Genomic DNA, 25,736 nt, shown 5'->3' with positions numbered 1-25,736 from the left:
GATCGTTGGCAGACTGGGTGGGTGATTGTCGTCGTCTGCCCTGGACAGGGCTCGCAGACCCCCGGATTCCTCGCCCCCTGGCTCGAGCTCGACGGAGTGGAGGAGCGGCTCGCCGCCTACTCCGAGGCCGCGCAGGTCGATCTCCGCGCGCACGGCACCGAGTCGGACGCGGACACCATCCGCGACACCCGCGTCGCCCAGCCGCTGATCGTGGCCGCCTCCCTCGTCGCCGGTGACGCTCTCGTGGCCGCCGCCGATCGCCGCGCGGACGGCATCGCCGGGCACTCCGTCGGGGAGATCGCCGCTCTCGTCGGCAGCGGTGTCCTGGACGCCACGACCGGCATGCGCCTCGTCGGCATCCGTGGGCGGGCGATGGCGGATGCCGCGGCCCAGACCCCGACCGGGATGAGCGCGGTCCTCGGCGGTGACGAGGAGACGCTCCTCGCCCGACTCGCCGAGCTCGGCCTCGCGCCGGCGAACTTCAACGGCGGCGGGCAGATCGTCGTCGCCGGCCCTCTTCCGGCCCTGGCGGCCCTCGCCGAGGATCCGGTCAAGGGCACGCGCGTGGTGCCGCTCCAGGTCGCCGGCGCGTTCCACACCGACTACATGTCCTCCGCCGTCTCGGTTCTCCGCGACGCTGTGGCCGATGTCCAGCCGGCCGACCCCGAGATCACGCTCTGGACCAACCGCGACGGCTCCGTCGTGACCGACGGAGCGACGGCGCTGGACTACCTCGTCGATCAGGTCTCCTCCCCCGTGCGGTGGGACCTCTGCATGACCTCCTTCGCCGACGCCGGCGTGACCGGCGTCATCGAGCTCGCCCCCGCGGGCGCCCTGGTCGGTCTCGCCAAGCGCGGCCTGCGCGGCGTGCCGACGGTCGCCGTGAAGACCCCCGAAGACCTCGAAGCCGCCGTCGCGCTGCTGAACGGAGAAGCCGCATGACCGCCTCCCTCGCCCAGATCGCCGGGCCCGCCTACACCCGCATCTACGCCTTCGGCGCGGCTCGCGGCGAGAACGCGGTGCCCAACGAAGACCTCATCGGGCCCATCGACTCGAGTGACGAGTGGATCCGGCAGCGCACCGGCATCATCACGCGCGTCCGGGCCGACAAGGGGACGGACGCCATCGACCTCGCGACCGAGGCGGCGGCCGAGGCCATCGAGAAGTCGGGTGTGCCGGCCGACCAGGTAGACCTCGTCATCGTCGCGACCATCAGCAACCCGAAGCAGACGCCGTCGGTCTCCGCGATCGTGGCGGACCGCGTCGGCGCCAACCCCGCTGCGGCGTACGACATCAACGCGGCCTGCGCCGGCTACGCGTACGCGGTGGCGCAGGCCGACGCGCTCATCAAGGCCGGTGCCGCCCGCCACGCCCTCGTGATCGGCACGGAGAAGCTGTCCGACGTCGTCGACCCCACGGACCGCAGCATCTCGTTCCTCCTCGGCGACGGCGCTGGCGCGGCTCTCATCGGCCCCAGCGACACGCCGGGCATCGCCCCTGCCGTCTGGGGCAGCGACGGCTCCAAGGCCGACGCCGTCGGCATGAACGGCACCCTCACCGACTTCCGCGACGGCGTGGTGCCGTGGCCGACGCTCCGCCAGGAAGGTCCGACGGTCTTCCGCTGGGCGGTCTGGGAGATGGCGAAGGTCGCCCGCGAGGCGCTGGAGAAGGCCGGGATCGAGGCCTCCGACCTCGCCGCCTTCATCCCGCACCAGGCGAACATGCGCATCATCGACGAGTTCGCCAAGCAGCTCGGCCTTCCGGAGACCACCGTCATCGCCCGTGACATCGAGACCACCGGCAACACGTCGGCCGCCTCGATCCCCCTCGCCAGCCACCGCCTCATGGCCGAGCACCCGGAGCTCTCCGGCGGCCTCGCCCTGCAGATCGGCTTCGGCGCCGGCCTCGTCTTCGCGGCCCAGGTCGTCGTCCTCCCCTGAAGACGCGCCGACCTTCCCTAGACTGTTCCACGGTTCCGAATACAACCCGTAAGAAAGAGGAAGACCACCATGGCTTTCACCAACGATGAGGTCCTCGCCGGCCTCGCAGAGCTGATCACCGACGAGACCGGCATCAACGCCAGCGAGGTCGCCCTGGAGAAGTCGTTCACGGACGACCTCGACATCGACTCGATCTCGATGATGACGATCGTCGTCAACGCCGAGGAGAAGTTCGGCGTCACCATCCCCGACGACGAGGTCAAGAACCTGAAGACCGTCGGCGACGCCGTCAACTTCATCGTCGCGGGCCAGGAGTAATCCCGCCAGGATGCCACCCTCGCCCCGCGCGAGGCGTGGCATCCTCCGGCCCTGCCCATCCCCCGCACGAACTCGTTTCGACAAGGAACCACACCTCATGACCAAGCGCATCGTCGTCACCGGCATCGGCGCCACCTCCGCCATCGGCGGGACGGCCCCGGAGAACTGGGACAACCTCCTCGCCGGTGCCTCCGGCGCCCGCACGATCGAGCACGACTGGGTGCAGGAGTACGACCTCCCCGTCACGTTCGCCGCCTCTGCGAGCGTCCGTCCGGAAGAGGTGCTGCCCCGCCACGAGGCGAAGCGTCTCGACCCGTCTTCGCAGTTCGCCCTCATCGCGGCGCGCGAGGCCTGGGCGGACGCGGGCTCGCCAGAGGTCGCTCCCGAGCGCCTCGGCGTCGACTTCGCGACGGGCATCGGCGGCCTGTGGACGTTGCTGGACGCCTGGGACACGTTGCGTGAGAAGGGCCCGCGCCGGGTCATGCCGCTGACCGTGCCGATGCTGATGCCGAACGCGGCCGCCGGCAACCTGTCGCTGCAGTTCGAAGCCCGGGCCTACGCGCAGACCGTGGTCAGTGCCTGCGCCTCCAGCACCGAGTCGATCATCCACGCGTTCCACCACCTTCAGGAGGGCCTGGCCGACGTCGTCATCGCCGGTGGCACCGAGTCGGCGATCCACCCGATCACGATGGCCGCCTTCGCCTCCGCGCAGGCGCTGTCGCGTCGTAACGACGACCCGGCCCACGCCTCGCGACCCGGCGCGATCGACCGCGACGGCTTCGTGATGGGCGAGGGTGCCGCCGCCCTCATCCTCGAGACCGAGGAGCATGCCAAGGCCCGCGGCGCGAAGATCTACGGCTACATCCTCGGAGGCGGTGTGACCGCCGACGCCTACCACATCACCGGCAACGACCCCGAGGGCAAGGGTGCGGCGCGTGCCGTCGTCCAGGCACTCGAGGAGGCCGGCATCGCCCCCGACCAGGTGACGCACATCAACGCCCACGCGACCTCGACCCCGGTCGGGGACCCCAACGAGTACGTCGCGCTGAAGAATGTCTTCGGCGACCGGATCGACGAGATCCCGGTGTCGGCCACCAAGGCGTCGACCGGACACCTGCTGGGCGGCACAGGAGCGCTGGAGGCGATCTTCTCCCTCCTCGCGCTGCGGGACCGCGTGGCCCCGCCGACGATCAACATGACCGAGCCGGACCCGGAGGTCCCCTTCCGTCTGTCCGGAGAGGCGGCTCCGCTCGGTGACGGCCCGCAGATCGCCATCAGCAACTCGTTCGGCTTCGGCGGACACAACGCCGTGCTCGTGCTGGGCGGCGTCGACTGACCGCTTCCGCATGCACGACGAAGGCCCCCGGGATGCGATCCCGGGGGCCTTCGTCGTGCGCGGTCCGCTCTGGCCCTTCGACAGGCTCAGGGGCCCAGGGGCGCGCTCGCCCGGACGGCAAGGCGCTGCGAACGCTCCCGACGTCGGCGCTCGATGCGTGGGAGGAACCAGCCGATCAGCGGACCGACGCCGAAGGCGAACAGCACGGTGCCGACGCCGACGGGGCCGCCGAGCAGGAAGCCGACCAGCAGGACGGAACCCTCGATGACCGTCCGCGCCAGCCAGACCGGCCACCTGGTCACTCGGACGAGCCCCGTCATGAGTCCGTCGCGCGGTCCGGGACCGAAGTCCGCCGCGATGTAGAGACCGGTGGCGAACGCCAGCAGCACGAGTCCGAAGACGAACATGGGCGCCCCCACCCATACGGACGGCGGCGCGGGCAGCACGAGGAGCGTGAGGTCGGCGAACGGTCCGATGAGCAGGGCGTTCAGCAGAGTGCCGAGGCCCACCCGTTGACGGAGCGGGATCCACAGCAGCAGGACGACGATCGAGATGAGCACCGTGACGACCCCGTACCCGAGTCCCGTCCAGCCTGCGACGCCCAGCGACAGGACGTCCCAGGGCGCGACGCCGATGCCGCCCCGCACCATGAAGCCGAGGGCGACGCCGTAGAGGAAGAGCCCGCCCACGAGCTGCGCGAGCCGCTCGACCAGGTCCCGACGGCTGGTCGCGGTGAAAGGCAGGAAGACGGCACGGAAGAGCATCTCTCCATCGTGGCCCGTGCGAAGACCTCCGAGGACGACCACTGAGCGAAAAGTGGCCTGCACATGGAAGGCCACTTTGCGGCAGTCTGGAGGCATGGCATCCCGTCTCGTCACGCAGCTCGGCATCCAGGACCTCGACGACACCTCGGCGTCCGGTCTCGCCGACCGCATCAGAGCGCTCATCCTCGACGGTCGCCTCACCGTCGGCGAGCGACTGCCGAGCGAGCGCGCCCTCGCCCTCGAGCTGCGACGGTCCCGGTCGACCATCACCCGCGCGTACGGCGTGCTGGAGGCCGCCGGCTACGTGTCCCGGCATCACGGCGGCAGCACCCGCGTCGCGCTCCCGCACGGCCCGTCGATAGCCACCCCCGGCCGGGACGACGAGGCGATCGACCTCTCGATCGCCTCCATGGACTCGACCCCCGGTCTGTACGACGCCACCGTGCGCTCCCTCCCCCGACTCGCGGCTCTGCGCGGTACGAGCGGCTACTCGCTGCAGGGTCTTCCCGAGCTGCGTGAGGCCGTGGCCCGCCGGTTCACCGAACGCGGCGCGGTCACCACGCCGGACGAGATCATGATCACCTCCGGCGCCCTGAACGCCGTCAACCTCATCCTCACGGCGATCGGCCGCCGGGGTGAACGCGCCCTCGTGGAGCAGCCGACCTTTCCGCACGCGCTCGAGGCGCTGCACCGCCACGGCTACCGTCTGGTCCCCACACCGGTCGACACCGACGGCTGGGACACCCGGCACCTCACCGACACGCTGCTGACGGCTCGGCCGCACGTCGCCTACCTCATCCCGGACTTCCACAACCCCACCGGCGCGACGCTGCCGCAGGAGGAGCGGTCCCGGATCGCCACGACGGCCCGGAATACGGGCACCCATCTGATCGTGGACGAGACGACGGCGGAACTCGACATCGACCGCGGATGGGCTCCGGTGCCCATGGCGGCCGAGGGCCCGAACGTCATCACGGTCGGGTCGATGTCGAAGATCGCCTGGGGAGGCATGCGCATCGGCTGGGTGCGCGCCGAGCGCTCGGTCATCGCTCGACTGCTGGCCGTCCGTCCCTCGTTCGAACTCGGCACAGCGCTCCTGGAGCAGTGCATCGCCGTGGAGCTTCTCGACGACGTCCCGGCGCTCACCCATCATGTCCGACGCCGCCTCACGGCGGGGCGGGACGCGGTGGCTGCGGGGATCGCGGATATCCCGGGGATGCGCATGCCGGAGACGCCCGGCGGCCTCTCCGCCTGGATCGACCTCGGTGCCCCCTTGTCGACCACGCTCTCCCTCGCCGCACGGGAACGGGATCTCATCCTCCCACCCGGGCCCCGCTTCACGACCGGCGGCGTGCTGGAGCGCCGCCTCCGGGTCCCGATCACGCTTCCCCCCGAGCGGACGGCGGAGGCGATGACGCGCCTGGCGCAGGCCTGGGCGGACGTGCGCGGCGGTGGAGTGGACGCCACCGCCGACCTTGCTCACGCCGCAGTGATCTGACCGGCACAGACGAAGACCCCGCCCGGTCACCCGGGGCGGGGTCCTCGTCGAGCGGAGCGGGGATTCGTCTTCTCAGCGTCCGGGATCACTCACCGGCATCCGATACTCACGCCTCCGCGCTCCTGGTCTCAGCGGCCGGTCAGCCGACCTTGTGGAGCCAGACGACGCGCGCGTCGTCGCTGGCGTGACGGAAGGGTTCCAGCTCCTCGTCCCAGGCGGAGCCCAGGGCGACGTCGAGCTCGCGCTGCAGCTCGACGGCGTTTCCCGCGGCGATCTCCATCGCGTAGCGGATGCGGTCCTCGCCGATGACGATGTTGCCGGCGACGTCGGTCTGGGCGTAGTGGATCCCGAGGTCGGGGGTGTGCAGCCACCGACCGCCGTCACTGCGCGGAGTGGGATCCTCGGTCACTTCGAACCGGAGGTGCTCCCAGCCGCGGATCGCGGTCGCGAGGGCAGCGCCGGTTCCGACAGGGCCGTCCCAGTAGAACTCGGCGCGGCGGGCGCCGGTCAGCACGGGCTGCTCGGTCCAATCGAAGTTCACCGCACGCCCGATAGCGCGACCCACCGCCCATTCCAGGTGCGGGCAGAGCGCGCGAGGCGCCGAGTGGATGAACACCACTCCGCGTGCGTAAGCCGTCGCCATGATCTCTCCGTTTCATCAGGTGCGTCTTCCCCTACGACCTGAACCACGAAGTGGCGAGAGTATGCGGTTGTGCGCCCATTCTCGCCGAGTTCCCGCGAAATCACAAGCGTGTGATTCGACGACGAAGGCCCCGGTCCGCGGACCGGGGCCTTCGGGCGCTTCGACGAGCTCAGCGACCCACCGTGGGGACGCTCAGCGACCCACCGTGGGGACGCTCAGCGACCCAGCGTGGGGACGCTCACGCCTCGCTCATGGCCTGCTTGACCTGCTGGCCCTTGGCGGCGTAATAGGCCGCGCGGGCGGCGTCCTTGCGGGCCTGCTCGGCATAGCCGAACTCGAGCACGTCCTGCGGGACCTCGACGTTCGGGACGTCGTCGGTGCCGTGGTACTTCTCGATGTACGCGTCGAGCTCGGGACCGGACGTCCACGAGGTGATGAGGCAGTAGCGCGGGTCGGTGCCGTTGTGCGTGGCGGCGTGCCACAGGCGCTGGGTGTCGACGATGAGCTGCGCACCGGCCGGCAGGGCGATGCGGTACTCGATGCTGGGGTCCGTGCGGTTCTCGCGCAGGACGAAGTAGCTGTCCTTGTCGTCGGTGAGGTTGAAGAACCCGCGCACGACCCAGCCGGTGCCGTCCGGGTTCAGACGGTTGTTGTCGTCCTGGTGCAGGTTGTAGAGGCAGTCGCCGTACGGGGTCGGCTGCAGCTCGATGACGCGGCAGCGACCGACGTTCGCGCCCGGCTCCTGCGCGCGACGCGTGAGGTTCGGGGCCTTGGCGGTCTGCTCGTCGATCCAGACGCCGTCCTTGTCGGTGCGCGGCGGCTTGTGGTTCCAGAAGCCGTTGCACTCGATGTCACCGAAGGCGCTGGCGAGGGGCGCGAACCGGGTGTCGCCCGAGGACTTCCAGTCGACGTACTCGATGTCGAGCCACTCCTTGGGGTCGGCCTCCTGGTCGTAGCTGTCGAGGACGACGAAGCCCTTCTCCTCCAGCGCTGCGGACTTGATGTATCCCATGATCGAGTCATGTTCCTTTCATCGGGGGCCAGCACGTTTTAACAGGCCCTGATAAGGCAAGGCTAACAGCGGGACCTGGCCCTCCCCCGGAGGGTCACCGTGGATAAGCGAATAGACTGGGCGGGGCACCCGGCGCGTCCGTGGCGCCTGTCGCTACGGGAGGACGAGACACCAGCATGAGCACCGCGACCAACGTCGAGGCGACGGCAGTCAACACGATCGAATGGCTCGCGGCGGGACGCACGACCATCGTCGTCCCCGTCTACCAGCGGCAGTACCGCTGGGACATCGGCGGCTGCGAGCGGCTCCTCTCCGACGTCAGGGCGGTGGCCGCGGAAGACGACGCGCATCGCCACTTCATCGGCTCGATCCTCTCCGCCGAGGACGGCTCCGGCCCGGACGCCGACCTCATCCTCATCGACGGGCAGCAGCGCCTCACCACGCTCATGCTCCTCGTCGCCGCGCTGCATCACTCGGTGCGCGACCGGGACCCGGAGCTCGCCGCCGACCTCGCCCGCGTGCTGGTGCGCACCGACGACCCGGAGCGCACGAAGCTTCGGCCGCACGATGCCTGGGCCGATCTCTACGAGTCGGTCGTGCTCGACCGCCGTGACGACCTCGATCGCGAGTCGCGCTTCGACGACAACTACGCCTTCTTCCGCAGCCAGATCCATGCCGACGAGGTGCCGCTCATCTGGCAGGGGCTGCAGCGACTGGAGCACGTCTCGATCACGCTCGGTGCGCAGGCCAACGCGCAGCAGATCTTCGAGAGCCTGAACTCCACCGGCGAACCGCTGCGGGACCATGAGCTGATCCACAACTACATCCTCATGGGCCTGAACCACGCCGAGCAGATGGACGTGGAGGCGCGGTTCTGGCTACCGATCGAGCAGCACACGGGCGAGGCGATCGGAGCGTTCTGGCGCCACTACCTCGTGCTCGTGACGGGGCGAGAGGTGGCGGCGAACGGGGAGCACGGGGTGTACAGCGCGTTCCGCCAGTCGTTCCCGCGCGTCGACGTCGCGCACCTCCAGGCCGACGCCGAGACCTGGCGGCACTACGCGGAGATCTACGGCCTCCTCCTCGATCCGACGAAGGAACCGGACCCCGAGATCGCGCGTCAGCTGCGGCACGTGAACACGTTCGGACGTTCCTCGTACCCGCTCGTCATGAGCGCGTACAGCGATCACGCACGCGGGCTCATCGACCGGGCCCAGCTCCTCGAGACGCTCGAGTGGCTGCAGGCGATGTTCCTTCGTCGCGCGCTCGTGAACCTTCCCGCCGAGCGGCTCATCGCCCGTCTCTGCCGTGCGCGTCGCGACGGACACGACGCCCTCGCCCGCGCCATCGCGCGCATCACCCCGTCGGACGAACGGGTCAGTGCGGTGCTCAAGTACAGCGAGCTGCCGTATCCGGCCTACGTGCTCGGCCGGCTCGAAGGCGTCGATGACGTGGACGGCTACGACGTCGAGCACATCGTGCCCGCCGTGCCCGGCGACGCCTGGTCCGGCGACGGCGTGCGCCCGTGGAGCGAGTATTCGGAAGACGAGCAGAACAGCCACCGCGCCCTCGCGCCGACGCTCGGCAACCTCACGCTCCTGGAGCAGGGCCTCACGGAGCGGGTGTTCGGCGCCTCGTTCCCGGTCAAGCGCGACGAGGCCTACGCACGCAGCACGGTTCCGGCCACCCGTGCCCTCGCCGCACAGGAGTCCTGGGGCACGGCGGCCATCACCGCACGCACGGTGGGCCTGACGGCCGATCTCGTCCGCGTCTGGGCGCGGCCGGCACTGCCGGAGATCGATGACGACGGACTCACCCCGATCCTCGACGCGGTCCGCCGCCGCGGCTGGCCGGCGGGGTGGGAGCGCGAGTTCGACTACGTCGAGTACCGCGGCGAGCGATGGGAGGTCTACGACGTCAAGCATCTGTTCAACCGCGTGTTCCGCCGCGCCTGGACGGACACCACCGAGGCCGCTCTCGCCTACTGCGCGACCCACGGCGGCCCGATCTACCGCGACAAGGCGTGGAAGGGGCACTGGGATGACCTCGACGACACGCACTACCTCTACATGGGCTGGGACTCGAACTACATGATGACGGCCGTCCAGGGGGTCCTCGATGAGTCCGGCATCGCCGCCGAGGTCTTCGTGAAGTACTCCTACATCGGGAATGTGATGTGACCATGACCACTGTCATCCGCCGCCGCCTGCTCGACCTCGCCGTCGAGGAGCACACGCTCACGGTTCCCCTCGTCTGGGGCGACCCGGCAGACACCCGTACGATCGACGTGTTCGCCCGCGTGGTGACACGCGACGGGGGCGAGACGCTCCCCTATCTGGTGTTCCTGCAGGGCGGGCCCGGCTACGAAGCCCCGCGTCCCTTCCACTCCTCCACAGCGCCCGCGTGGCTGGACCAGGCCCTCGCGCACTACCGACTCGTCCTCCTGGACCAGCGCGGCACCGGCCTCTCCTCCCCGGTCGGCGACGGCGACCTCGTGCGGGGCGCCGAAGCCGTCGCCGAGCATCTGACCCACCTGCGCGCCGATGCCATCGTGCGCGACTGCGAGGCGCTGCGGGAGCACCTGGGGGTGCCGACGTGGAGCGTCCTCGGGCAGTCCTTCGGCGGGTTCACGACGCTGGCCTACCTGTCGACCCACGCGGATTCGCTCGACGACGTCTTCATCACCGGAGGCCTCAGCACGGTCGAGCGCGACCCGGACGAGGTCTACGCCCTCTGCTACGACAAGATGCGCACGGCGTCCGAGCGGTACTACCGGCGCTTCCCGGAGCACCGCGACGTCATGCGACGCCTGATCGATCTCGCGGACGCCGGTGAACTCGTCCTCCCCGACGGCGAGGTCGTATCGCGTTCCCGCCTCCGCTCGGTGGGCTCCGCTCTCGGCACCGACGACGGTTGGCAGACGCTCTGGTCCCTCCTCGAGCGCGATCCCTCTTCCAACGCCTTCCGCTACGACCTCCAGCACGCCATGCCCTTCGGCGCACGCAATCCGCTGTACTACGCGTTCCACGAGTCGAGCTACGCGAGCGGACACACGACGCGGTGGTCGGCGGAGCGCGTCGAGCCTGACGACTTCCGCGACGACCCCACGCTGTTCACGGGCGAGCACATCCGTCGCGAATGGGCGGACACCGTCCCCGGGCTGCAGCCGTGGCGCGAGGTCACGTCGATCCTGGCGGAGCACCCCTGGCCGCGGATCTACGACACCGTCGCTCTCGCCGACTCCGGAGCCACGGGAGCGGCCGCGGTGTACGTGAACGACCTGTACGTGCCGCTGGAGTTCTCGCTGGAGACCGCCCGCCTGCTCCCAGGTGTGACGCCGTGGGTGACGAGTGAGCACGAGCACAACGGCCTGCGGAGCGGTCCTGTGCTGGCGCGCCTGATCGACCTGGCCCACGGACGCCGCGTCCGCTGACATCCGCCGCGCGACGGATACCGTCGACATGGTCGGCGATCTATTCTGGGCGCATGGAGCATCTGCTCGGATGGACCACGATCGCCCTCGTACTCGGTGCGGGGCCGGTGCTCTTCTTCGTCGGCATCCGGCACTCCCTCTCCCGTCGCCCGGTGGAGGAGAAGTACGAGCAGGCCGGATCCGGAGGGCTCGTCGGCGTCTTCGATGCCGTGTGGTCCCCCACGGCGCACGAGGCGGGACAGGAGCGCGACCGGCAGACCCGGCGCACCGCCCCGGCGCCGAGCCCCGGCGACCCGCCGGGCCGCATCCAGCACGGACGCATCGTCATCGACGTGTGAGCACCCCACCGGGCATGACGAAGGCCCCGTGCTCCGAGGAGCGCGGGGCCTTCGTGAAGCGGTCCTTACTTGGAGCCGCCGAAGCCCTTGAAGCGCTGGTTGAACTTCTCGACGCGACCGGCCGAGTCCATGATGCGCTGCTTGCCCGTGTAGAAGGGGTGCGAGGCCGAGGAGATCTCGACGTCGATCACCGGGTACTCCACGCCGTCCAGCTCGATCGTCTTGTCGCTCGTGACGGTGGAGCGGGTGAGGAAGGTCTCGCCCGAACCCAGGTCGCGGAACACGACAGCCTTGTACTCGGGGTGAATGTCAGTCTTCATGGGATTCCTTTGTTGCTGCCCTGGATTGTGCCAGGGACGAGGGAAGTCTGTGGTACGAACGCACCAAGGATCGATTCTACCAGTACTTCGACGAGCTCAGTAACCCATCGGAACCGAGCTCAGTAACCCATAGGAACCGAGCTCAGTAACCCATCGGGGCCGAGCTCAGTAACCCATCGGAACCGAGCTCAGGAGGCGGCGCGGGCGGAGTAGCGTCCGTCCTCGCTGCTGAGCGCGATCGGCATGCCGAAGGTCTCGCCGAGGGCATCAGCGGTGAGCGTCTCGGCGATCGGGCCCGCCGCCACCACGGCCCCGTCGCGGATCAGCAGCACGTGCGTGAACCCGACCGGGATCTCCTCGACGTGATGGGTCACCATGAGCATCGCGGGCGTCGTCGGAGCGGAGGCGTAGCCGCCCAGCAGCGCCAGCAACTCCTCACGCGACCCGAGATCGAGCGAGGCCGTCGGCTCGTCGAGCAGCAGCAGCTCGGGGTCGGTCATGACCGCGCGGGCGATCTGCACGCGCTTCTGCTCGCCGTCGCTCAGCGTGCCGAACGTGCGGTCGGCGAGGTGCGCGAGACGCCAGTCCCCCAGCACCCGCAGTGCGCGCCGCTCATCGATGTCCTCGTAGCTCTCGTTCCAGCGGCCGAGCACGGAGTACGCCGCCGTGAGGACCGTGTTGAGAACCGTCTCGTCGCGCGGGATGCGCTTGGCCATGGCCGTCGAGGCGAACCCGATCCGGGGTCGGATCTCGAAGACGTCCGCGCGTCCGAGCGTCTCGCCGAGGACGGTGACGGTGCCAGAGGTGGGATGCATCAAGGTGTCGGCGAGCTGCAGCAGGGTCGTCTTGCCCGCCCCGTTCGGCCCGAGGATCACCCATCGCTGATCGTCCGAGACCTGCCAGGTCACGTGATCGATGATGTTGCGCCCCTCTCGGCGCACGACGACGTCGGTGAACTCCAGAGCGATCGGCATACCGAAAGCCTATCGGCTCAGGCGGACAGCTCTGCGTAGAGCGCGCGGGTCTCGTCGGCGATCGCACCCCAGCTGAACTGCGCGCGGGCACGCTCCCGACCGGCCTCCCCGTACTCCTGAGCCCGCGCCGGATCCGAGGTGACCTCGGTCAGGACCGCCGCGAGATCGGCGACGAAGCGGTCGGGATCGGTGGGTGTGCCCGTGCCGTCCTGTACCTGCTCGATCGGGACCAGCCGGCCCGTCACGCCGTCGTCGACGACCTCCGGGATTCCGCCGGTCGCGGTCCCCACGACGGCCGCTCCGCAGGCCATCGCCTCGAGGTTCACGATCCCGAGGGGCTCGTAGACGGACGGGCAGACGAACGTGGTCGCCGCGGCCAGGATCGCCGACAGCTCATCGCGCGGCAGCATCCGCTCGATCCACACCACACCCTCGCGGGTCTGCTGCAGCAGCCGCACCCCCTCCTGCACCTCCGCCATGATCTCCGGGGTGTCCGGCGCTCCGGCGCACAGGATCAGCTGGACCTCCGGAGGCAGCAACCGCGCTGCCTGCAGGAGGTACGGCAGCCCCTTCTGCCGCGTGATGCGGCCGACGAAGACCACCGAGGGACGGTCAGGGTCCATGCCGATCGAGGAGAGGAAGGCGGGGTCGTGCACAGGACGCCACCGCTCCACGTCGATGCCGTTGTGGATCACGCGGACCCGTGCGGGGTCGACCTGCGGGTAGCTGCGCAGGATGTCGGCGCGCATGCCGGCGCTCACCGCGATCACCGCGGCGGCGTTCTCGTAGGCGAGCTTCTCGATCCCGCTCGAGACGGCGTAGCCGCCCCCGAGCTGTTCGGCCTTCCACGGCCGGAGCGGTTCGAGGCTGTGCGCCGTGAGCACGTGCGGGATGCCGTGGAGCTGGGAGGCGAGATGGCCGGCGAAGTTCGCGTACCAGGTGTGGCTGTGCACGACGTCGGCGCCCGCGATGGCCGACACGATCTCCAGGTCCGTGCCGAGGGTCTGCAGAGCCGGGTTGGCGGCGGCGAGGCTCTCCGGGGCACGGTAGGCGAAGGTGCCGTCCTCATCGCGCGGCGCACCGAACGCGCGCACCGTCACGTCGATGTCACGACGCAGCGCGGAGACGAGCTCGGCGACGTGTACACCCGCGCCTCCGTAGATCTCCGGCGGATACTCCTTGGTGATCATCTCGACTCGCATGCCTAGACGCTATCGAGCGGGTTGTCCAGATGCTAGTTCCCCGCGCCGAACCGCATCTATGGTGGAGCCATGTCCGCTCCAAAGAAGGTCTTCGGGATCATCCTCGCCGGCGGCGAGGGCAAGCGACTCATGCCGCTGACGGCCGACCGCGCGAAACCTGCCGTCCCGTTCGGCGGGCAGTACCGCCTGATCGACTTCGCCATCTCGAACCTCATCAACTCCGGGCTGAGACAGATCGTCGTGCTGACCCAGTACAAGTCGCACAGTCTCGACCGGCACATCTCGCAGACGTGGCGGATGTCGGCCCTCCTCGACTCCTACGTCGCGTCCGTCCCCGCCCAGCAGCGCCTCGGCAAGCGGTGGTTCTCCGGCTCCGCCGACGCGATCCTGCAGAGCATGAACCTCATCAACGACGAGAAGCCGGACATCGTCGTCGTCATCGGCGCCGACCACGTCTATCGGATGGACTTCCGTCAGATGCTCGAGGCGCACATCGAGTCCGGCGCGAAGGCGACGGTGGCGGGCATCCGCCAGCCCCTCGCCCTGGCGTCGCAGTTCGGGGTCATCGACGCCGACCCGGAGTCCGGGCGCATCCGGCAGTTCCTGGAGAAGCCGACCGACGCCACGGGTCTTGCGGACTCCCCGCACGAAGTCCTGGCCTCCATGGGCAACTACATCTTCGACACGGACGCCCTCATCGCGGCGGTCGAGGCGGATGGAGAGCTGCCGACGTCGAGCCACGACATGGGTGGCGACATCGTCCCGTACTTCGTCGACCGCGGCGAGGCCGGCTACTACGACATGAAGCAGAACGAGGTCCCTGGCTCGTCGCCACGCGACCGCTCCTACTGGCGCGACGTGGGAACGATCGACTCGTTCTTCGACGCGCACCGGGACCTGATCTCGACCCTCCCGATCTTCAACCTCTACAACATGGAGTGGCCGATCCACTCGCAGGCGGTCAACTCCCCGCCGGCGAAGTTCGTCCGCGACTCCGTGGGACGGATCGGGAACGCGATCGACTCGATCGTGTCGCTGGGGTCGGTGCTCTCCGGCACGCACCTCGAGCGCAGCGTCGTGGGCCCGTGGACGCTCGCCGGCGGCGGGTCGACCATCACGGACTCCGTGGTGTTCGATCACGTCCACGTCGGCCAGGGCGCACGCGTGCATCGGGCGATCCTCGACAAGAACGTCGTCCTCGCCGACGGGGCGACGGTCGGGGTCGACCGCGAACGGGACCTCGCCCGCGGGTTCACGGTCACGGAATCGGGGATCACGGTCGTCGGCAAGGGCGTGTTCATCGAGCGCTGAGGCGTCGAGCGGTGCCGAGCCCCGGACTCCGGTCGCTAGGCTCGATGGCGTGACCACCGCGCGATTCCTCGTCGTCCTCGATGCCGATTCCACGCTCATCCGGAACGAGGTGATCGAGCTCCTCGCGGAGGAAGCGGGTCGCCGCGCCGAGGTGCAGGCGGCCACCGAAGCCGCGATGCGCGGTGAGATCGACTTCGCGACCAGTCTCCGCTCCCGAGTGGCGGCTCTCGCGGGCGTACCCGTCGAGGCGTTCGCCCGGGTCCGCGCCCGCGTCGAGCCCACCCCCGGTGTCCGCGAGCTCACCGCCGCCGTCCACGCCCGAGGCGGGGTGGTCGGCGTGGTCTCGGGCGGGTTCCACGAGATCCTCGACGACGTCGCGCCGGGGCTCGGTGTCGACCGCTGGCGTGCCAACCGTCTGTCCGTGGCCGACGGTGCACTGACGGGCGAGGTGGACGGCGACATCGTCGACGGGGCGGCCAAGGCCTTCTGGCTGCGCACCTGGGCGGAGGAGCTCGGCGTGGCACGGCACGCGACCATCGCGATCGGCGATGGCGCCAACGACCTCCCGATGATGGCGGTCGCCGGCCTGGGGCTCGCGTTCAACGCCAAGCCCGCCGTCCGGGAATCGGCGAGCCTGGTCATCGGCCCTGTCGACCTCGGAACGGTCATCCCTCTGCTCCCCTGACCCTCGACGATGTCCGTGGCCGGGTCTACCGTCGGGTCATGGACATCATCCTCATCCCCGGTCTCTGGCTCGACGCATCGAGCTGGGACGACGTCGTGCCCGCTCTCGAGAAGGCGGGACACCGCGCGCACCCACTGACCTTGCCCGGACTCGACGCCACCGCGGAGGCGGCAGCAGGCATCGGGATCGATGACTGGGTGGCGTTCGCGGTCGCCGCCGTGGACGCCACGGAGGGCGACGTCGTGGTCGTCGGACACAGTGGCGGAGGCAATGTCGCCTGGGGCGTCGCCGACGCACGCCCGGACCGCGTGGCACGGGTCGTCTTCGTCGACACCGTCCCGCCGCCCCCGGGCTCCGGCATCAGCGAGTTCCCGGTGCAGGACGGCGTCGTCGCCTTCCCCGGCTGGGGCTTCTTCCCCGACGAGGACGTGCATGACCTGGACGACGAGACCAGGGCGCGGACGAGCCTCCTCACACACAGCATCCCCGCTCGGGTCCCGACCGGCGAACTCGCGCTGCGCAACCCCGCTCGGCATGGGATCCCGGTCTCCCTGCTGATGGGAGGACTGGACCAGACGTCGTTCGACGAGGTGATCAGCCAGTGGGGCCCGTACGCGACGGAGTACCGGGCGATCGACGATGCCGAGGTCGTCCGGATCGGGTCCGGACACTGGCCGCAGTTCTCCGCGCCGGAACGTCTCGGCGAGCTCCTCGTGCGTGCGATCGACCGCTGACCGCGAGGGCCCGGGGTCAGTGCCCCATGCCGAGACCGCCGTCGACCGGGATGACAGCGCCGGAGATGTAGCCGGCGTCGTCGCTCGCCAGCCAGGTCACGACGCCCGCGACCTCGTCCGGCGTCGCGAACCGGCCGGCAGGGATGTTCGCCTTGTACTGCTTCTGCGTCTCCTCGGGGAGCTCTGCGGTCATGTCGGTCTCGATGAACCCGGGCGCCACGACGTTGGCCGTGATTCCGCGTCCGCCGAGCTCGCGCGTGAGGGAGCGGGCGAAGCCGACGAGCGCGCTCTTCGAAGCGGCATAGTTCGTCTGCCCCGCGGAGCCGTAGAGGCCCACGACGCTGGAAATGAGGATCACCCGTCCGAACCGCGCGCGCAGCATGCCCTTCGAGGCACGCTTGACGACCCGGAACGTGCCGCCGAGGTTGGTCGCGATGACGCTGTCGAAGTCGTCCTCGCTCATGCGCATGAGCAGGGTGTCCTTGGTGATGCCGGCGTTGGCGACGACGATCTCCACCGGGCCGAGCTGCTGCTCCACCTCGGTGAAAGCCGCGTCGAGTGCGGCGGCGTCCGTGACATCCGCGCGCACCGTGAGGGTGCCCTCCGGACCTTCGCCGCTCCGGGCGGTGACCGCCACCCGGTATCCCTCACGCACGAAGCGCTCGGCGATGGCACGGCCGATGCCGCGATTGCCTCCGGTGACGAGGACGACGCGCTCCGCGCTCATGGGACACTCCTGGGTCTGGGATCGAGGGCCGGGGTTCCGGGCCGTGATCGATCCTAGCGACGTTGCCGGTCCGGGTTCACGACGGCCGTTTGACAGACGAAGACCCTCCTGGGACGCTGAGGGCGACGAAAGGCAGCAGCGTGAGCGATCCCCGTATCCCCGGTCCGTCTGTCGAGCCCCCGGCGATCCCGCCGGCGCCCGGCTCGTCCCCTGCGTATCCGGGAATGCCGCCCGCACCGCCGACCAACGTCGCACCGCAGCAGTACTCGCCACCTCAGCAGTACTCGGCCCCGCAGCAGTACTCGGCCCCGCAGCAGTACCCCGCCCCGCAGCAGTACTCGGCCCCGCAGCCGTACGGGGCGCCGCCCGCACGGCCGTCCAGCGGGCTCGCGATCACCTCGCTCGTCTGCGGCATCGCCGGTGTCGTGCTGTTCTGGGCGATCGTGCCGATGCTCGCCTCGATCGCGGCCGCGATCACCGGGCACATGGCACTCGGGCAGATCCGGCGCACTCCCGGTCTCGGCGGACGCGGCATGGCGATCGCCGGACTCATCCTCGGCTACCTGATGATCGGCGTGCTCGTCTTCACGATCGTCTCGACGCTCATCAGCCTCGTGGTGTTCGGCGCCTTCACCCTGCCCTTCGTCTTCGCGAACTGACGCTTCTCGCGGGCATGCCGATGTCGCTGCGGCGGCGTAGGCTGGAACCATCGTGAAGAACGCACGTCGAGTACCGGCCGTCACCTCACTGCCGCAGTCCCCGCGGGATGAGGGTGACCACCGTGTGCGTCGATACGCCCTGACGATGACGATCCGCATCGTGTGCTTCGGGCTGATGTTCTTCGTGCAGCCGTTCGGCTGGTGGACATGGGTGTTCGCGCTGGCCGCTGCGGTCCTCCCTTACATCGCCGTGGTCTTCGCCAACGCCGGCAGCGACAGCACGGAGACGGCAGCCGAGTCGCCGATGCGCGAGATCGACGCTCCGGCGCCCGCTCCGGAGATCGCCCCTGACGTCATCACCATCCGCGAAGGCCGCACGGAACGATGAGCGAACTCATCTGCTCGCGCGCCGGATGCCGGAGCGCGGCCACGAGGCAGGTCGTCTGGCGCAATCCGCGCATCCACACCGCCGACCGCGAGAAGATCTGGCTGGCGTGCGATGAGCACGTCGACTTCCTCCATGACTACCTGGCCGCGCGGGACTTCCCGGTGACGGTGCGAGACGGGGTGCCCTCATGAGCAACCGCCTGACCCGCTGGGGTGTGTACGTCCTCATCGCCATCGGCTTCGCGATCGCGTGCGTCTTCCTGTCGAACTGGCAGTTCGAGCGGAACGAGTCCCGGGCCGAGCAGATCGCGCTCGTGGAGCAGAACTACGATGCGCCCGCCGTCCCGCTCGCGGACGTCGTCGCCGAGGACGACCTCGACCCCGCAGACGAATGGCGGCCGGTCACGCTGCAGGGCGAGTACCTCGCCGACGAGCAGCTCCTGGTTCGCAACCGTCCGCACGGAGGCACGAGTGCGTTCGAGGTTCTTGTCCCCTTCCGGGACGCGGACGGCCGTGTGCTCATCGTCGACCGCGGCTGGGTGCCCCCGGGCGAGGGCGAGCTCCCGGACACGGTTCCCTCTCCGCCTTCTGGTGAGGTCACGGTGACCGTCCGGCTCCGCCCGGGCGAGCCGCTTCCCGCATCCGGGCGAGGGGCTCCGGAGGGCCAGGTGCCCACCATCCACCTCCCCTCCATCGGGGACCTCGTCGGAGACGACGTCATCACCGGCGCCTACGGGCGCCTGGTCGAGGAGCAGCCCGCCGCGGATGCGGCGCTGGGCGGTTTCGAGTCCCCGACCGACGACCCGGGGCCGCACCTGTCCTATGCGATCCAGTGGATCCTGTTCGCCATCATGGGCTTCATCTTCATCGGGTACATCATCCGGACCGAGATCGTGAAGCACCGCGAAGACGTCGAGGGGAAACCGGCACCGGTGAAGGTCACGAAGCGGCGCGACCGCGACGCGGACGTCGAGGACGAACTTCTCGACGCCCGCTGACCTCGCCTGCGTTGTCAGCCCCGATGCCTCCGGCGCCGGGCCGTCATCGCCACGATCCCCGTGGCGAACAGGAGGGCTCCGAGGAGCAACGTGCCCCATGGGTCCCCTCCGGTGCGGGGAAGATGACCGCCACCGGGCTCCGTTCCGGAGCCGCTCGAGGGCGGCGTCGGCGACGGCGGCGCGGGGGCATCCTCCCAGACGGCGTAAAGGACGAGGTCGCCGGTGAGCGCAGAGATGCTGAGCCGGTCGAACGCCGGATCGGCGACCGTCGCGTCCGCGGACGTCGACCATCCGAGGAACGTGGTCCCGGGTCCTCTGAAGAGCAGGTCGAATGCTCCGGGATAGGTGATCGATGCCTCCGGAGGCCCTTCCCAGGTGACGGTGCCGTCGGCCCCGCCGTTCTCACGGAAGGTCACGGCGAACGAGGGAGACGGATCGGCGTACACGGCGGTGAGCGTGATGTCCCGTCCGGCGAAGCGCACCGTGCGTCCAGCCTGGAAGAGCCCGTCGGCCGCTACGGGGCTCGTGATGATGCGCGCCACCGCGATCGTCGCGATACGCCAGCCGACGAAGACCTCGTCGTCCCGGGTCAGTCCCGCTCCGTCCACGACGATCGCGCTCGATCCGGCGTCGTAGCCGAGAGGATCCGTCGGTACGGTGCCGCCGGTGTTGCCGTCCCCGTCATAGCGGAGGGTGAAGGGAGCGGCCTCCGGCTGCTGCCACCGGGCGTAGAGATCGAGGTCGGCGCCGACCGGCGTGTCGAAGTCATACGGTACGAAGAAGCCTGCTGTCGTCCGCTGGTACCAGCCGAGGAACGTCTGGCCGTCCGGTAGCGGGGGCAACGGATCCGGAGTGGTCGCCATCCCCTGGTCCTCCACCGTCTGCGTCAGATCGTCGATGGGCTCCGGGCTGGACGGGTGGTCGTAGAACCGGACGGTATGCGGATCCGTCAGCCACCGCGCGTAGAGCACGAGGTTGCTGGCGGGCATCGTCGCTCCGTCGAACGTGAACGGCACGTTGAACTGGGAGTCGGTGTACCAGCCGAGGAAGACATCGCGACCACGGGTCGGGGCGGCGGGTGCCGAGGGCTCGAGCGCGGTCTCGAAGGGGATGCCTGTGACGGCGGGGATGGCTGTGCCCCCTCCGGTCACGAAGCTGAGCGTGTAGGTGTTGCGGCTGTAGAACTGGTAGCGGTACCGGTCGTTGACGTTCCCGCTGTTGTTGAGCTGATACAGATGACCCGACGCCTGGTCGAGCTGGAAGTAGTTGCCCTGCGTGTTCGTCCCCGCGCCATAGCCCACGTACGACGTGAAGCCGTCGATGACGCTGGCGACCTGCCGATCGCCGTTCGAGGCCCAGTACCACGCGCTGCGGTACTGACCGAAGACCTGATGGCCGGAGGGCACGGAGGCACGGACAGCGGTCTTGTTGTTGGCGTACAGCGTCTCCACCCGCAACGGATCGTTCGGTACGCCGTCCGGCCCGAGCACGGCGTCCGGAGCGGGCTGCCCCTGGTCCAGCTCTTCCGCGTACTCGAATCGTTGCGTGAGGTTCTGGGTGCGCGCGGCAGCCATCTTCCCGGTCATCGTCGTCGTGCGGTTCGCGAGATCGACGGAACCGGTGTCCGCCCCGGCACCGGTGTAGACCGCGGTGAAGATCAGAGGGGTGAACTGCTGCGGCCCCCAGCCGCGGAGGACGCAGCTCTGGTTCTCGGTCCCGGCGTCGTAGGCGGTGATCAGGCCGGAGCCGTCCGTCTGCGACAACGGCACCGGCGCCACGCCCGCGGCCTGCATGTCGAAACCGATCTTCTCGCGGACCGAGAGCGTGCCGAGGAGCTGCGCGCCACCGGACACCGTCGAGGCGAAGTACGTGGCGCCGCCGACGTCCATGGTGATGTCGTAGGTGCCTGCTGCGGCGCACGCCGCGGGCACGTTCGCCGAGCTTCCCGGGGCGATGAGTCGGAAGTCCGTCCGCCACAGCGACCGCGTCAGGTAGACGTTCACCACCGTCGATCCGTCTCCCTGCACCGTGACATCCTGTTGGCTCACCGCCAGGTCGGCGAATGTCAGCGGATCCGACTGCACGACGGCGGGGTCGAGCTGCGCGCGCACGAGCTCCTTGATGGGCGTCGGGAGGTCACCCTTCACGGTCGGGCCCCCGACGGTGGAACCCGCGGTCGCGGTCGACGCGATGTCGTCGAGGAAGAGGAAGTTCGCCGGGTCCGCCAACTGCGCGTCGCTGAGCCTCCCGTCCGCGTCGGTCCACGCGGGCGGCGTCGCTCCCGCGGCCGTGAACACCGGCGCCGGGTACGACTCCGGGACCACGTTCGGCTTCTCGAGCCAGTAGCTGACGTGGTACTCGACGTCCTGCCCCTGCCAGCCGGCATAGAGCGTCGCGGTATCCGTCAGCGGGAGATCGACGGGTTGCGCGCGCGCCGCATCCGCCCACCACTGGGTGAACGTGTACCCGGTCCTCGTCGGCGGCGGGATGGCCGCGAGGTCCGCCGCGGTGAAGGTCGTATCGGGCTCGACGACGAACTCGGGGGACACGGCAGTGCCGTCGGTCACGAACGACACCGCGAAGCCGGAGACGAGGATCGGCACCAGCCGGAAGTTCTCCGTGACAGGAGCAGCGAAATCGTAGGGCGTCCGGGTCGGGTCGTCCTCCCGGTACCACTCCCCCGTGAACACCTGCCCGTCCGGGACCTCGGCGACATCCGGTGCGATCTCCCCCAACGGCTCGCCGTCTCGCACCTCGTCGGCATCGATGATGCGGTCGGCGTCCTCTCCCGCGGGACCGGCGAGGAACTGCACGATCCGCGTGTCGGCGAACGTCGCCCGGACGACGAGGTCCGTCGTGATGACGGTGCTCTCGAACCGGAACGGCTCCTCGGCGCCGGGAGGTCCCGTGACCCAGCCGTCGAACGGTCCCTCCGCGGAGGTGGGCGCCGGCTGCCGAGGAGCCAGCCCTCCGGAGACGACGGCGACCTCAGCCACGGTGCTGCCGAGGGACTCGAACGTGACGGTGTGATACCCCCAGATGCCCGGGGTCGTCGGCCCGCCGACCGGGGCGGCCGCGAGAGCCGGAGCCGCGGTGACGACGGCGCCCCCGACTCCGAGGAGGACTGCCAGCGTGGCCGCGAGAGCCCGTCGTCGTGCCATGCGCATGTGTCGTCCCCCTCCGACGAGCAGATCGCTACAGTGTGCCACTCCGTTCCCCCCGGTTCCAGCCCCTCTCACCCCCGCCCTCACCCTGCCCCCTCCCCCCGGCGAAGCTCGAAAACGCTCCTCCCCGCACGCTTCCAGGCACCTTTCCGATCCCGCACGGGTGTCCCCGCTGCTACGGGATCGAAAACGGGCGTTCGTAAGCAACCGGGGGCGCGTTTTCGATCCCGCGCGAGACGACGGTGCGGGATCGAAAACGTGCCGTCCGAGTGATGGGGCGGAGCGTTATCGATCGCTGGAGCTGGGATCGGCGCCGGTGGCGGTGTGCTGCCATCGGCCCTCGACGCGGCGGTAGACGATCCGGGTGTGGTTTCGATCCGGGGAGCCCTGCCAGAACTCGACTCGCGTCGGCACGACACGCCACAGCACCCAGTCCCCCGGCTGGAGACCGGCGCGTGCGTCCTCGGAGCGGGCAGCGAGGTCGGCGTCGCTCTCCGCCGGGGACGCCTCCTCCACGGTTCCCCGCACCCGCACCGCGCGTCGCTGCGGCTGCCACCAGAGATTCAGGGCCGCGGCCGGACGCGCCTCGAGCTGCGTGGCCTTCCGTGAGGACCGTGCTCCGGCGAACGCCCAGCCACGCGCGTCCACATCCTTGAGGATCAGCGTGCGCGCGTCCGGCAGACCGTCCGCGTCGACGGTCGCGAGGGTCGCGGCGTGCGGTTCCGGAACGCCGTCTGCGGCCGCCGTGCGGAGCCAGTCGCGGAAGAGCGGCACCGGATCGTCGGGGAGGTCAGCGAGGCGCAGCGGTGGAGCCGTGCCGGTGAGGGCCGGCTGCGCGCGCAACCATACCGCGAGCTCCGAGGGAGGAAGGATCGACTGCTCGGCCATCCTCCGACTATGCCACGACCGGCTACGCGAGCTCGATGAGGTCCTGGTACTCCTGGCTCCAGATGTCCTCGACGCCGTCGGGCAGGATGAGGACCCGCTCCGGGTTCAGCGACTGCACCGCGCCGGGATCGTGCGACACGAGCACCACGGCACCCTCGTAGTGGGCCAGAGCCCCGAGGATCTCCTCGCGCGAGGCCGGGTCGAGGTTGTTCGTGGGCTCGTCGAGCAGCAACAGGTTCGCGGACGACACGACGAGGGTCGCCAACGACAGTCGCGTCTTCTCACCGCCGGAGAGCACGCCGGCCGGCTTGAGGACGTCGTCGCCGGTGAACAGGAACGAGCCGAGGACCTTGCGCGCCTCGGTCTCGGTGATGTGCGGGGCCGCCGACACCATGTTCTCCAGCACCGAGCGGCTGACGTCGAGGTTCTCGTGCTCCTGCGCGTAGTACCCGACCTTGAGGCCGTGGCCGGGCTCGAGCTGGCCGGTGTCCGGCTGGTCGACGCCCGCGAGCATGCGCAGCAACGTCGTCTTTCCCGCACCGTTGAGTCCGAGCACGACGACCTTGGAGCCACGGTCGATCGCGAGGTCGACGTCGGTGAAGATCTCCAGCGAGCCGTACGACTTCGACAGTCCGGACGCCATGAGCGGGGTCTTGCCACAGGGCGCCGGCTTCGGGAACCGCAGCTTCGCGACGCGGTCCTCCTGACGCACGTCTTCCAGGCCCGACAGGAGCTTCTCCGCGCGGGCGAGCATCTGGTGCGCGGCCGCCGCCTTGGACGCCTTGGCTCCGAAGCGCGCCGCCTGCTGCTGGAGAGTGGTCGCCTTCTTCTCCGCGTTGGCCCGCTCCTTCTTGCGGCGCTCCTCATCCGCGGCGCGCTGACGCAGGTAGTTCTTCCAGTTCATGTTGTAGATGTCGATGACCTGGCGGTTGGCGTCGAGGTAGAAGACGCGGTTGACGGTCTCGCCGACGAGCTCGACGTCGTGGCTGATGACGATCAACCCGCCCTTGTAGTTCTTGAGGAACTCCCGCAGCCACACGACGCTGTCCGCGTCGAGGTGGTTGGTCGGCTCGTCGAGGATCATCGTCTGGGCGTCGGAGAAGAGGATGCGCGCGAGCTCGATACGACGGCGCTGTCCACCGGAGAGGGTCGACAGCGGCTGGTCGAGGATGCGGTCCGGCAGCGAGAGGTTGTGCGCGATCGACGCCGCCTCGGCCTCGGCCGCGTAGCCGCCCTGCGCCTCGAACTTCTCGGTGAGCGCCCCGTAGCGCTTCATCGCCTTCGCCGCGACCGCGGGGTCGTCCGAGCCCATCGCGAGCGAGGCCTCGGTCATGCCGAGGTTGAGCTGGCCGAGGCCGCGGGCGTCGAGGATGCGGGTACGGGCGAGGTCCTCCGGGTTGCCCGAACGCGGGTCTTGCGGCAGGTAGCCGAGTTCACCGGAGCGGGTGACGGTACCACCGGAGGGCAGCACGTCGCCGGCGAGCACCTTGGTGAGTGTCGTCTTGCCCGCACCGTTGCGTCCGACGAGGCCGATCTTGTCGCCGTCGGACACACGGAACGAGACGTTCTCCATCAGCAGGCGCGCGCCAACGCGGATCTCGAGGTCGTGCACGGCAAGCACAGCGGACGTCCGTTCGTTCGGGAGGAGGGTGATGGCCGAGCGGCCAGCCTCCCAGTATATGCCGCTGCGACGGCGCTGATCGCCGACAAGATCCCTCTGCAGGGTGACCGAGGCGATACCGGGGAGTGATGACCCGCCCCGCACCCGCTGCCTACGGTGCTGGAGTGGACATCCTCAACGACCTCATCCTGCAGGCGATCGCCTCCCCGTGGCTGTACGCGGTGCTCTTCGCGGTGACCGTGATCGACGGGTTCTTCCCTCCGGTCCCGAGCGAGACGGTCCTCGTCGCCGCGGCGGCCGTCGCCGCGTCCACCGGCGACGGCAACATCCTGCTGCTCGGGGCGGTCGCCGCCCTGGGCGCCGCGATCGGCGACAACATCGCGTTCCTCATCGGTCGCCGGCTCGGCACCACGAGGTTCGCGTGGATGCGCCGCCCTCGCGTCGCTGCCGCGTTCGCCTACGCGCAGCATGCTCTCGACCGCCGCAGCGCGACGCTGATCCTCGGCGCGCGATACATCCCGATCGGTCGCGTGGCCGTGAACATGTCCGCCGGAGCGCTCGGGTTCCCCTGGCGGCGGTTCCTCCCGCTGAGCCTCATCGCCGGCGTCAGCTGGAGCGTGTTCAGCCTCGCGATCGGGTTGCTCGCCGGTGCCTGGCTGCACGACCAGCCCGTGCTCAGCGCCGCCATCGGCGTCGTCATCGCCCTGATCGTCGGCATCGTCATCGACCGGATCGCCGCGCTCCGCCGCCGCCGTACGGCGGTCCCGCACCTGGCAGGATGAGA

26 protein-coding genes are annotated in these 25,736 nt (G+C 69.7%); 16 read left to right on the top strand and 10 right to left on the bottom strand.

Going from position 1 to position 25,736, the window contains the following annotated elements; translation table 11 throughout:
- The first annotated feature begins 21 nt into the window (after positions 1 to 21).
- The 4 genes from M4D53_RS04815 (at position 22) to M4D53_RS04800 (ending at position 3,594) form a co-directional block, all read left to right on the top strand.
- Entirely contained in the window at positions 22 to 942 is a 921-nt protein-coding gene (locus tag M4D53_RS04815; protein WP_259952299.1) for an ACP S-malonyltransferase, read from the top strand.
- A complete protein-coding gene (locus M4D53_RS04810; RefSeq protein WP_259952297.1) occupies positions 939 to 1,940 on the top strand; it encodes a beta-ketoacyl-ACP synthase III in 1,002 nt (333 codons plus the stop codon). Before M4D53_RS04815 ends, M4D53_RS04810 begins: the two co-directional genes overlap by 4 nt.
- A 69-nt stretch (positions 1,941 to 2,009) precedes the next feature.
- Positions 2,010 to 2,258: an acyl carrier protein gene (locus tag M4D53_RS04805; protein ID WP_017202249.1), complete on the top strand. Its 249-nt coding sequence runs from the start codon at positions 2,010 to 2,012 to the stop codon at positions 2,256 to 2,258.
- A gap of 97 nt (positions 2,259 to 2,355) precedes the next feature.
- Positions 2,356 to 3,594 carry a beta-ketoacyl-[acyl-carrier-protein] synthase family protein gene (locus tag M4D53_RS04800; protein ID WP_259952295.1) on the top strand — a complete coding sequence of 413 codons (1,239 nt, stop codon included), beginning with the start codon at positions 2,356 to 2,358 and terminating at the stop codon, positions 3,592 to 3,594.
- Between the two features lie 86 nt (positions 3,595 to 3,680).
- Here the strand turns inward: M4D53_RS04800 and yczE are convergent, their stop codons facing one another.
- Positions 3,681 to 4,358 (bottom strand): membrane protein YczE, encoded by a 678-nt coding sequence (yczE, locus tag M4D53_RS04795; RefSeq protein WP_259952293.1) that lies wholly within the window; start codon positions 4,356 to 4,358, stop codon positions 3,681 to 3,683.
- Between the two features lie 94 nt (positions 4,359 to 4,452).
- Between yczE and yczR the strand changes: the two genes are divergently transcribed.
- Positions 4,453 to 5,856, top strand: a complete 1,404-nt coding sequence (yczR, locus tag M4D53_RS04790) for a MocR-like transcription factor YczR (protein ID WP_259952292.1) — start codon at positions 4,453 to 4,455, stop codon at positions 5,854 to 5,856.
- A gap of 139 nt (positions 5,857 to 5,995) precedes the next feature.
- On the opposite strand, the gene M4D53_RS04785 is transcribed toward yczR, so the two are convergent.
- Entirely contained in the window at positions 5,996 to 6,499 is a 504-nt protein-coding gene (locus tag M4D53_RS04785; RefSeq protein ID WP_259952290.1) for a DUF3145 domain-containing protein, read from the bottom strand.
- 238 nt (positions 6,500 to 6,737) lie between these two features.
- Positions 6,738 to 7,511, bottom strand: a complete 774-nt coding sequence (locus tag M4D53_RS04780) for a hypothetical protein (RefSeq protein ID WP_025103622.1) — start codon at positions 7,509 to 7,511, stop codon at positions 6,738 to 6,740.
- A 176-nt stretch (positions 7,512 to 7,687) separates the two neighbouring features.
- Here M4D53_RS04780 and M4D53_RS04775 point away from each other — a divergent pair, with 176 nt between their 5' ends.
- The 3 genes from M4D53_RS04775 to M4D53_RS04765 are packed head-to-tail and all read left to right on the top strand — an operon-like array spanning position 7,688 to position 11,282.
- Positions 7,688 to 9,691, top strand: coding sequence for a DUF262 domain-containing protein (locus tag M4D53_RS04775; RefSeq protein WP_259952288.1), 2,004 nt, complete (start codon positions 7,688 to 7,690; stop codon positions 9,689 to 9,691).
- Entirely contained in the window at positions 9,688 to 10,944 is a 1,257-nt protein-coding gene (locus M4D53_RS04770; protein ID WP_259952285.1) for an alpha/beta fold hydrolase, read from the top strand. The genes M4D53_RS04775 and M4D53_RS04770 overlap by 4 nt, the downstream gene beginning before the upstream one ends.
- A gap of 53 nt (positions 10,945 to 10,997) precedes the next feature.
- Positions 10,998 to 11,282 carry a hypothetical protein gene (locus M4D53_RS04765; protein ID WP_187661610.1) on the top strand — a complete coding sequence of 95 codons (285 nt, stop codon included), beginning with the start codon at positions 10,998 to 11,000 and terminating at the stop codon, positions 11,280 to 11,282.
- A gap of 65 nt (positions 11,283 to 11,347) precedes the next feature.
- Here the strand turns inward: M4D53_RS04765 and M4D53_RS04760 are convergent, their stop codons facing one another.
- From M4D53_RS04760 to glgA, 3 genes are all read right to left on the bottom strand, one after another.
- Positions 11,348 to 11,602 carry a type B 50S ribosomal protein L31 gene (locus M4D53_RS04760; RefSeq protein WP_187661611.1) on the bottom strand — a complete coding sequence of 85 codons (255 nt, stop codon included), beginning with the start codon at positions 11,600 to 11,602 and terminating at the stop codon, positions 11,348 to 11,350.
- Between the two features lie 188 nt (positions 11,603 to 11,790).
- Positions 11,791 to 12,576 carry an ABC transporter ATP-binding protein gene (locus M4D53_RS04755; protein WP_187661612.1) on the bottom strand — a complete coding sequence of 262 codons (786 nt, stop codon included), beginning with the start codon at positions 12,574 to 12,576 and terminating at the stop codon, positions 11,791 to 11,793.
- Between the two features lie 17 nt (positions 12,577 to 12,593).
- Complete coding sequence (glgA, locus tag M4D53_RS04750; RefSeq protein ID WP_187661613.1) at positions 12,594 to 13,778, bottom strand: glycogen synthase; 1,185 nt, start codon at positions 13,776 to 13,778, stop codon at positions 12,594 to 12,596.
- Positions 13,779 to 13,847: 69 nt separating this feature from the next.
- Between glgA and M4D53_RS04745 the strand changes: the two genes are divergently transcribed.
- The 3 genes from M4D53_RS04745 to M4D53_RS04735 are packed head-to-tail and all read left to right on the top strand — an operon-like array spanning position 13,848 to position 16,508.
- Complete coding sequence (locus M4D53_RS04745; protein WP_062634342.1) at positions 13,848 to 15,089, top strand: glucose-1-phosphate adenylyltransferase; 1,242 nt, start codon at positions 13,848 to 13,850, stop codon at positions 15,087 to 15,089.
- Between the two features lie 49 nt (positions 15,090 to 15,138).
- Positions 15,139 to 15,774 (top strand): phosphoserine phosphatase SerB, encoded by a 636-nt coding sequence (gene serB, locus M4D53_RS04740; RefSeq protein WP_187661615.1) that lies wholly within the window; start codon positions 15,139 to 15,141, stop codon positions 15,772 to 15,774.
- 38 nt (positions 15,775 to 15,812) lie between these two features.
- Entirely contained in the window at positions 15,813 to 16,508 is a 696-nt protein-coding gene (locus M4D53_RS04735; RefSeq protein WP_259952284.1) for an alpha/beta fold hydrolase, read from the top strand.
- Between the two features lie 16 nt (positions 16,509 to 16,524).
- On the opposite strand, the gene M4D53_RS04730 is transcribed toward M4D53_RS04735, so the two are convergent.
- Entirely contained in the window at positions 16,525 to 17,235 is a 711-nt protein-coding gene (locus tag M4D53_RS04730; RefSeq protein ID WP_187661617.1) for a beta-ketoacyl-ACP reductase, read from the bottom strand.
- Between the two features lie 140 nt (positions 17,236 to 17,375).
- Here M4D53_RS04730 and M4D53_RS04725 point away from each other — a divergent pair, with 140 nt between their 5' ends.
- From M4D53_RS04725 to M4D53_RS04710, 4 genes are read left to right on the top strand one after another with little or no spacing between them, the layout of a single operon-like run.
- A complete protein-coding gene (locus M4D53_RS04725; RefSeq protein WP_259952275.1) occupies positions 17,376 to 17,894 on the top strand; it encodes a DUF4190 domain-containing protein in 519 nt (172 codons plus the stop codon).
- Between the two features lie 52 nt (positions 17,895 to 17,946).
- Complete coding sequence (locus tag M4D53_RS04720) at positions 17,947 to 18,282, top strand: DUF3099 domain-containing protein (RefSeq protein WP_259952273.1); 336 nt, start codon at positions 17,947 to 17,949, stop codon at positions 18,280 to 18,282.
- Complete coding sequence (locus tag M4D53_RS04715) at positions 18,279 to 18,473, top strand: hypothetical protein (protein WP_187661619.1); 195 nt, start codon at positions 18,279 to 18,281, stop codon at positions 18,471 to 18,473. The genes M4D53_RS04720 and M4D53_RS04715 overlap by 4 nt, the downstream gene beginning before the upstream one ends.
- On the top strand, positions 18,470 to 19,279 hold the full coding sequence (locus M4D53_RS04710; protein WP_187661620.1) for an SURF1 family cytochrome oxidase biogenesis protein: 810 nt from the start codon (positions 18,470 to 18,472) through the stop codon (positions 19,277 to 19,279). The genes M4D53_RS04715 and M4D53_RS04710 overlap by 4 nt, the downstream gene beginning before the upstream one ends.
- Positions 19,280 to 19,293: 14 nt before the next feature.
- Here M4D53_RS04710 and M4D53_RS04705 read toward each other — a convergent pair whose 3' ends face one another.
- The 3 genes from M4D53_RS04705 to M4D53_RS04695 form a co-directional block, all read right to left on the bottom strand.
- Complete coding sequence (locus M4D53_RS04705; protein WP_259952269.1) at positions 19,294 to 22,446, bottom strand: InlB B-repeat-containing protein; 3,153 nt, start codon at positions 22,444 to 22,446, stop codon at positions 19,294 to 19,296.
- Positions 22,447 to 22,728: 282 nt separating this feature from the next.
- On the bottom strand, positions 22,729 to 23,331 hold the full coding sequence (locus M4D53_RS04700; RefSeq protein WP_259952267.1) for a pyridoxine/pyridoxamine 5'-phosphate oxidase: 603 nt from the start codon (positions 23,329 to 23,331) through the stop codon (positions 22,729 to 22,731).
- A gap of 22 nt (positions 23,332 to 23,353) precedes the next feature.
- Positions 23,354 to 24,952 carry an ABC-F family ATP-binding cassette domain-containing protein gene (locus M4D53_RS04695; RefSeq protein ID WP_210677646.1) on the bottom strand — a complete coding sequence of 533 codons (1,599 nt, stop codon included), beginning with the start codon at positions 24,950 to 24,952 and terminating at the stop codon, positions 23,354 to 23,356.
- Between the two features lie 164 nt (positions 24,953 to 25,116).
- On the opposite strand from M4D53_RS04695, the gene M4D53_RS04690 reads away from it, so the two are divergent.
- Positions 25,117 to 25,734, top strand: a complete 618-nt coding sequence (locus tag M4D53_RS04690) for a DedA family protein (protein WP_187664168.1) — start codon at positions 25,117 to 25,119, stop codon at positions 25,732 to 25,734.
- Positions 25,735 to 25,736 lie beyond the last annotated feature (2 nt).

Origin of the sequence: Microbacterium meiriae (genome assembly GCF_025143875.1) — a bacterium.
GTDB classification, from domain to species: Bacteria; Actinomycetota; Actinomycetes; order Actinomycetales; family Microbacteriaceae; genus Microbacterium; species Microbacterium meiriae.
Note: the sequence above shows the minus strand (reverse complement) of the source record. Positions and strands in the feature narration are given on the sequence as shown.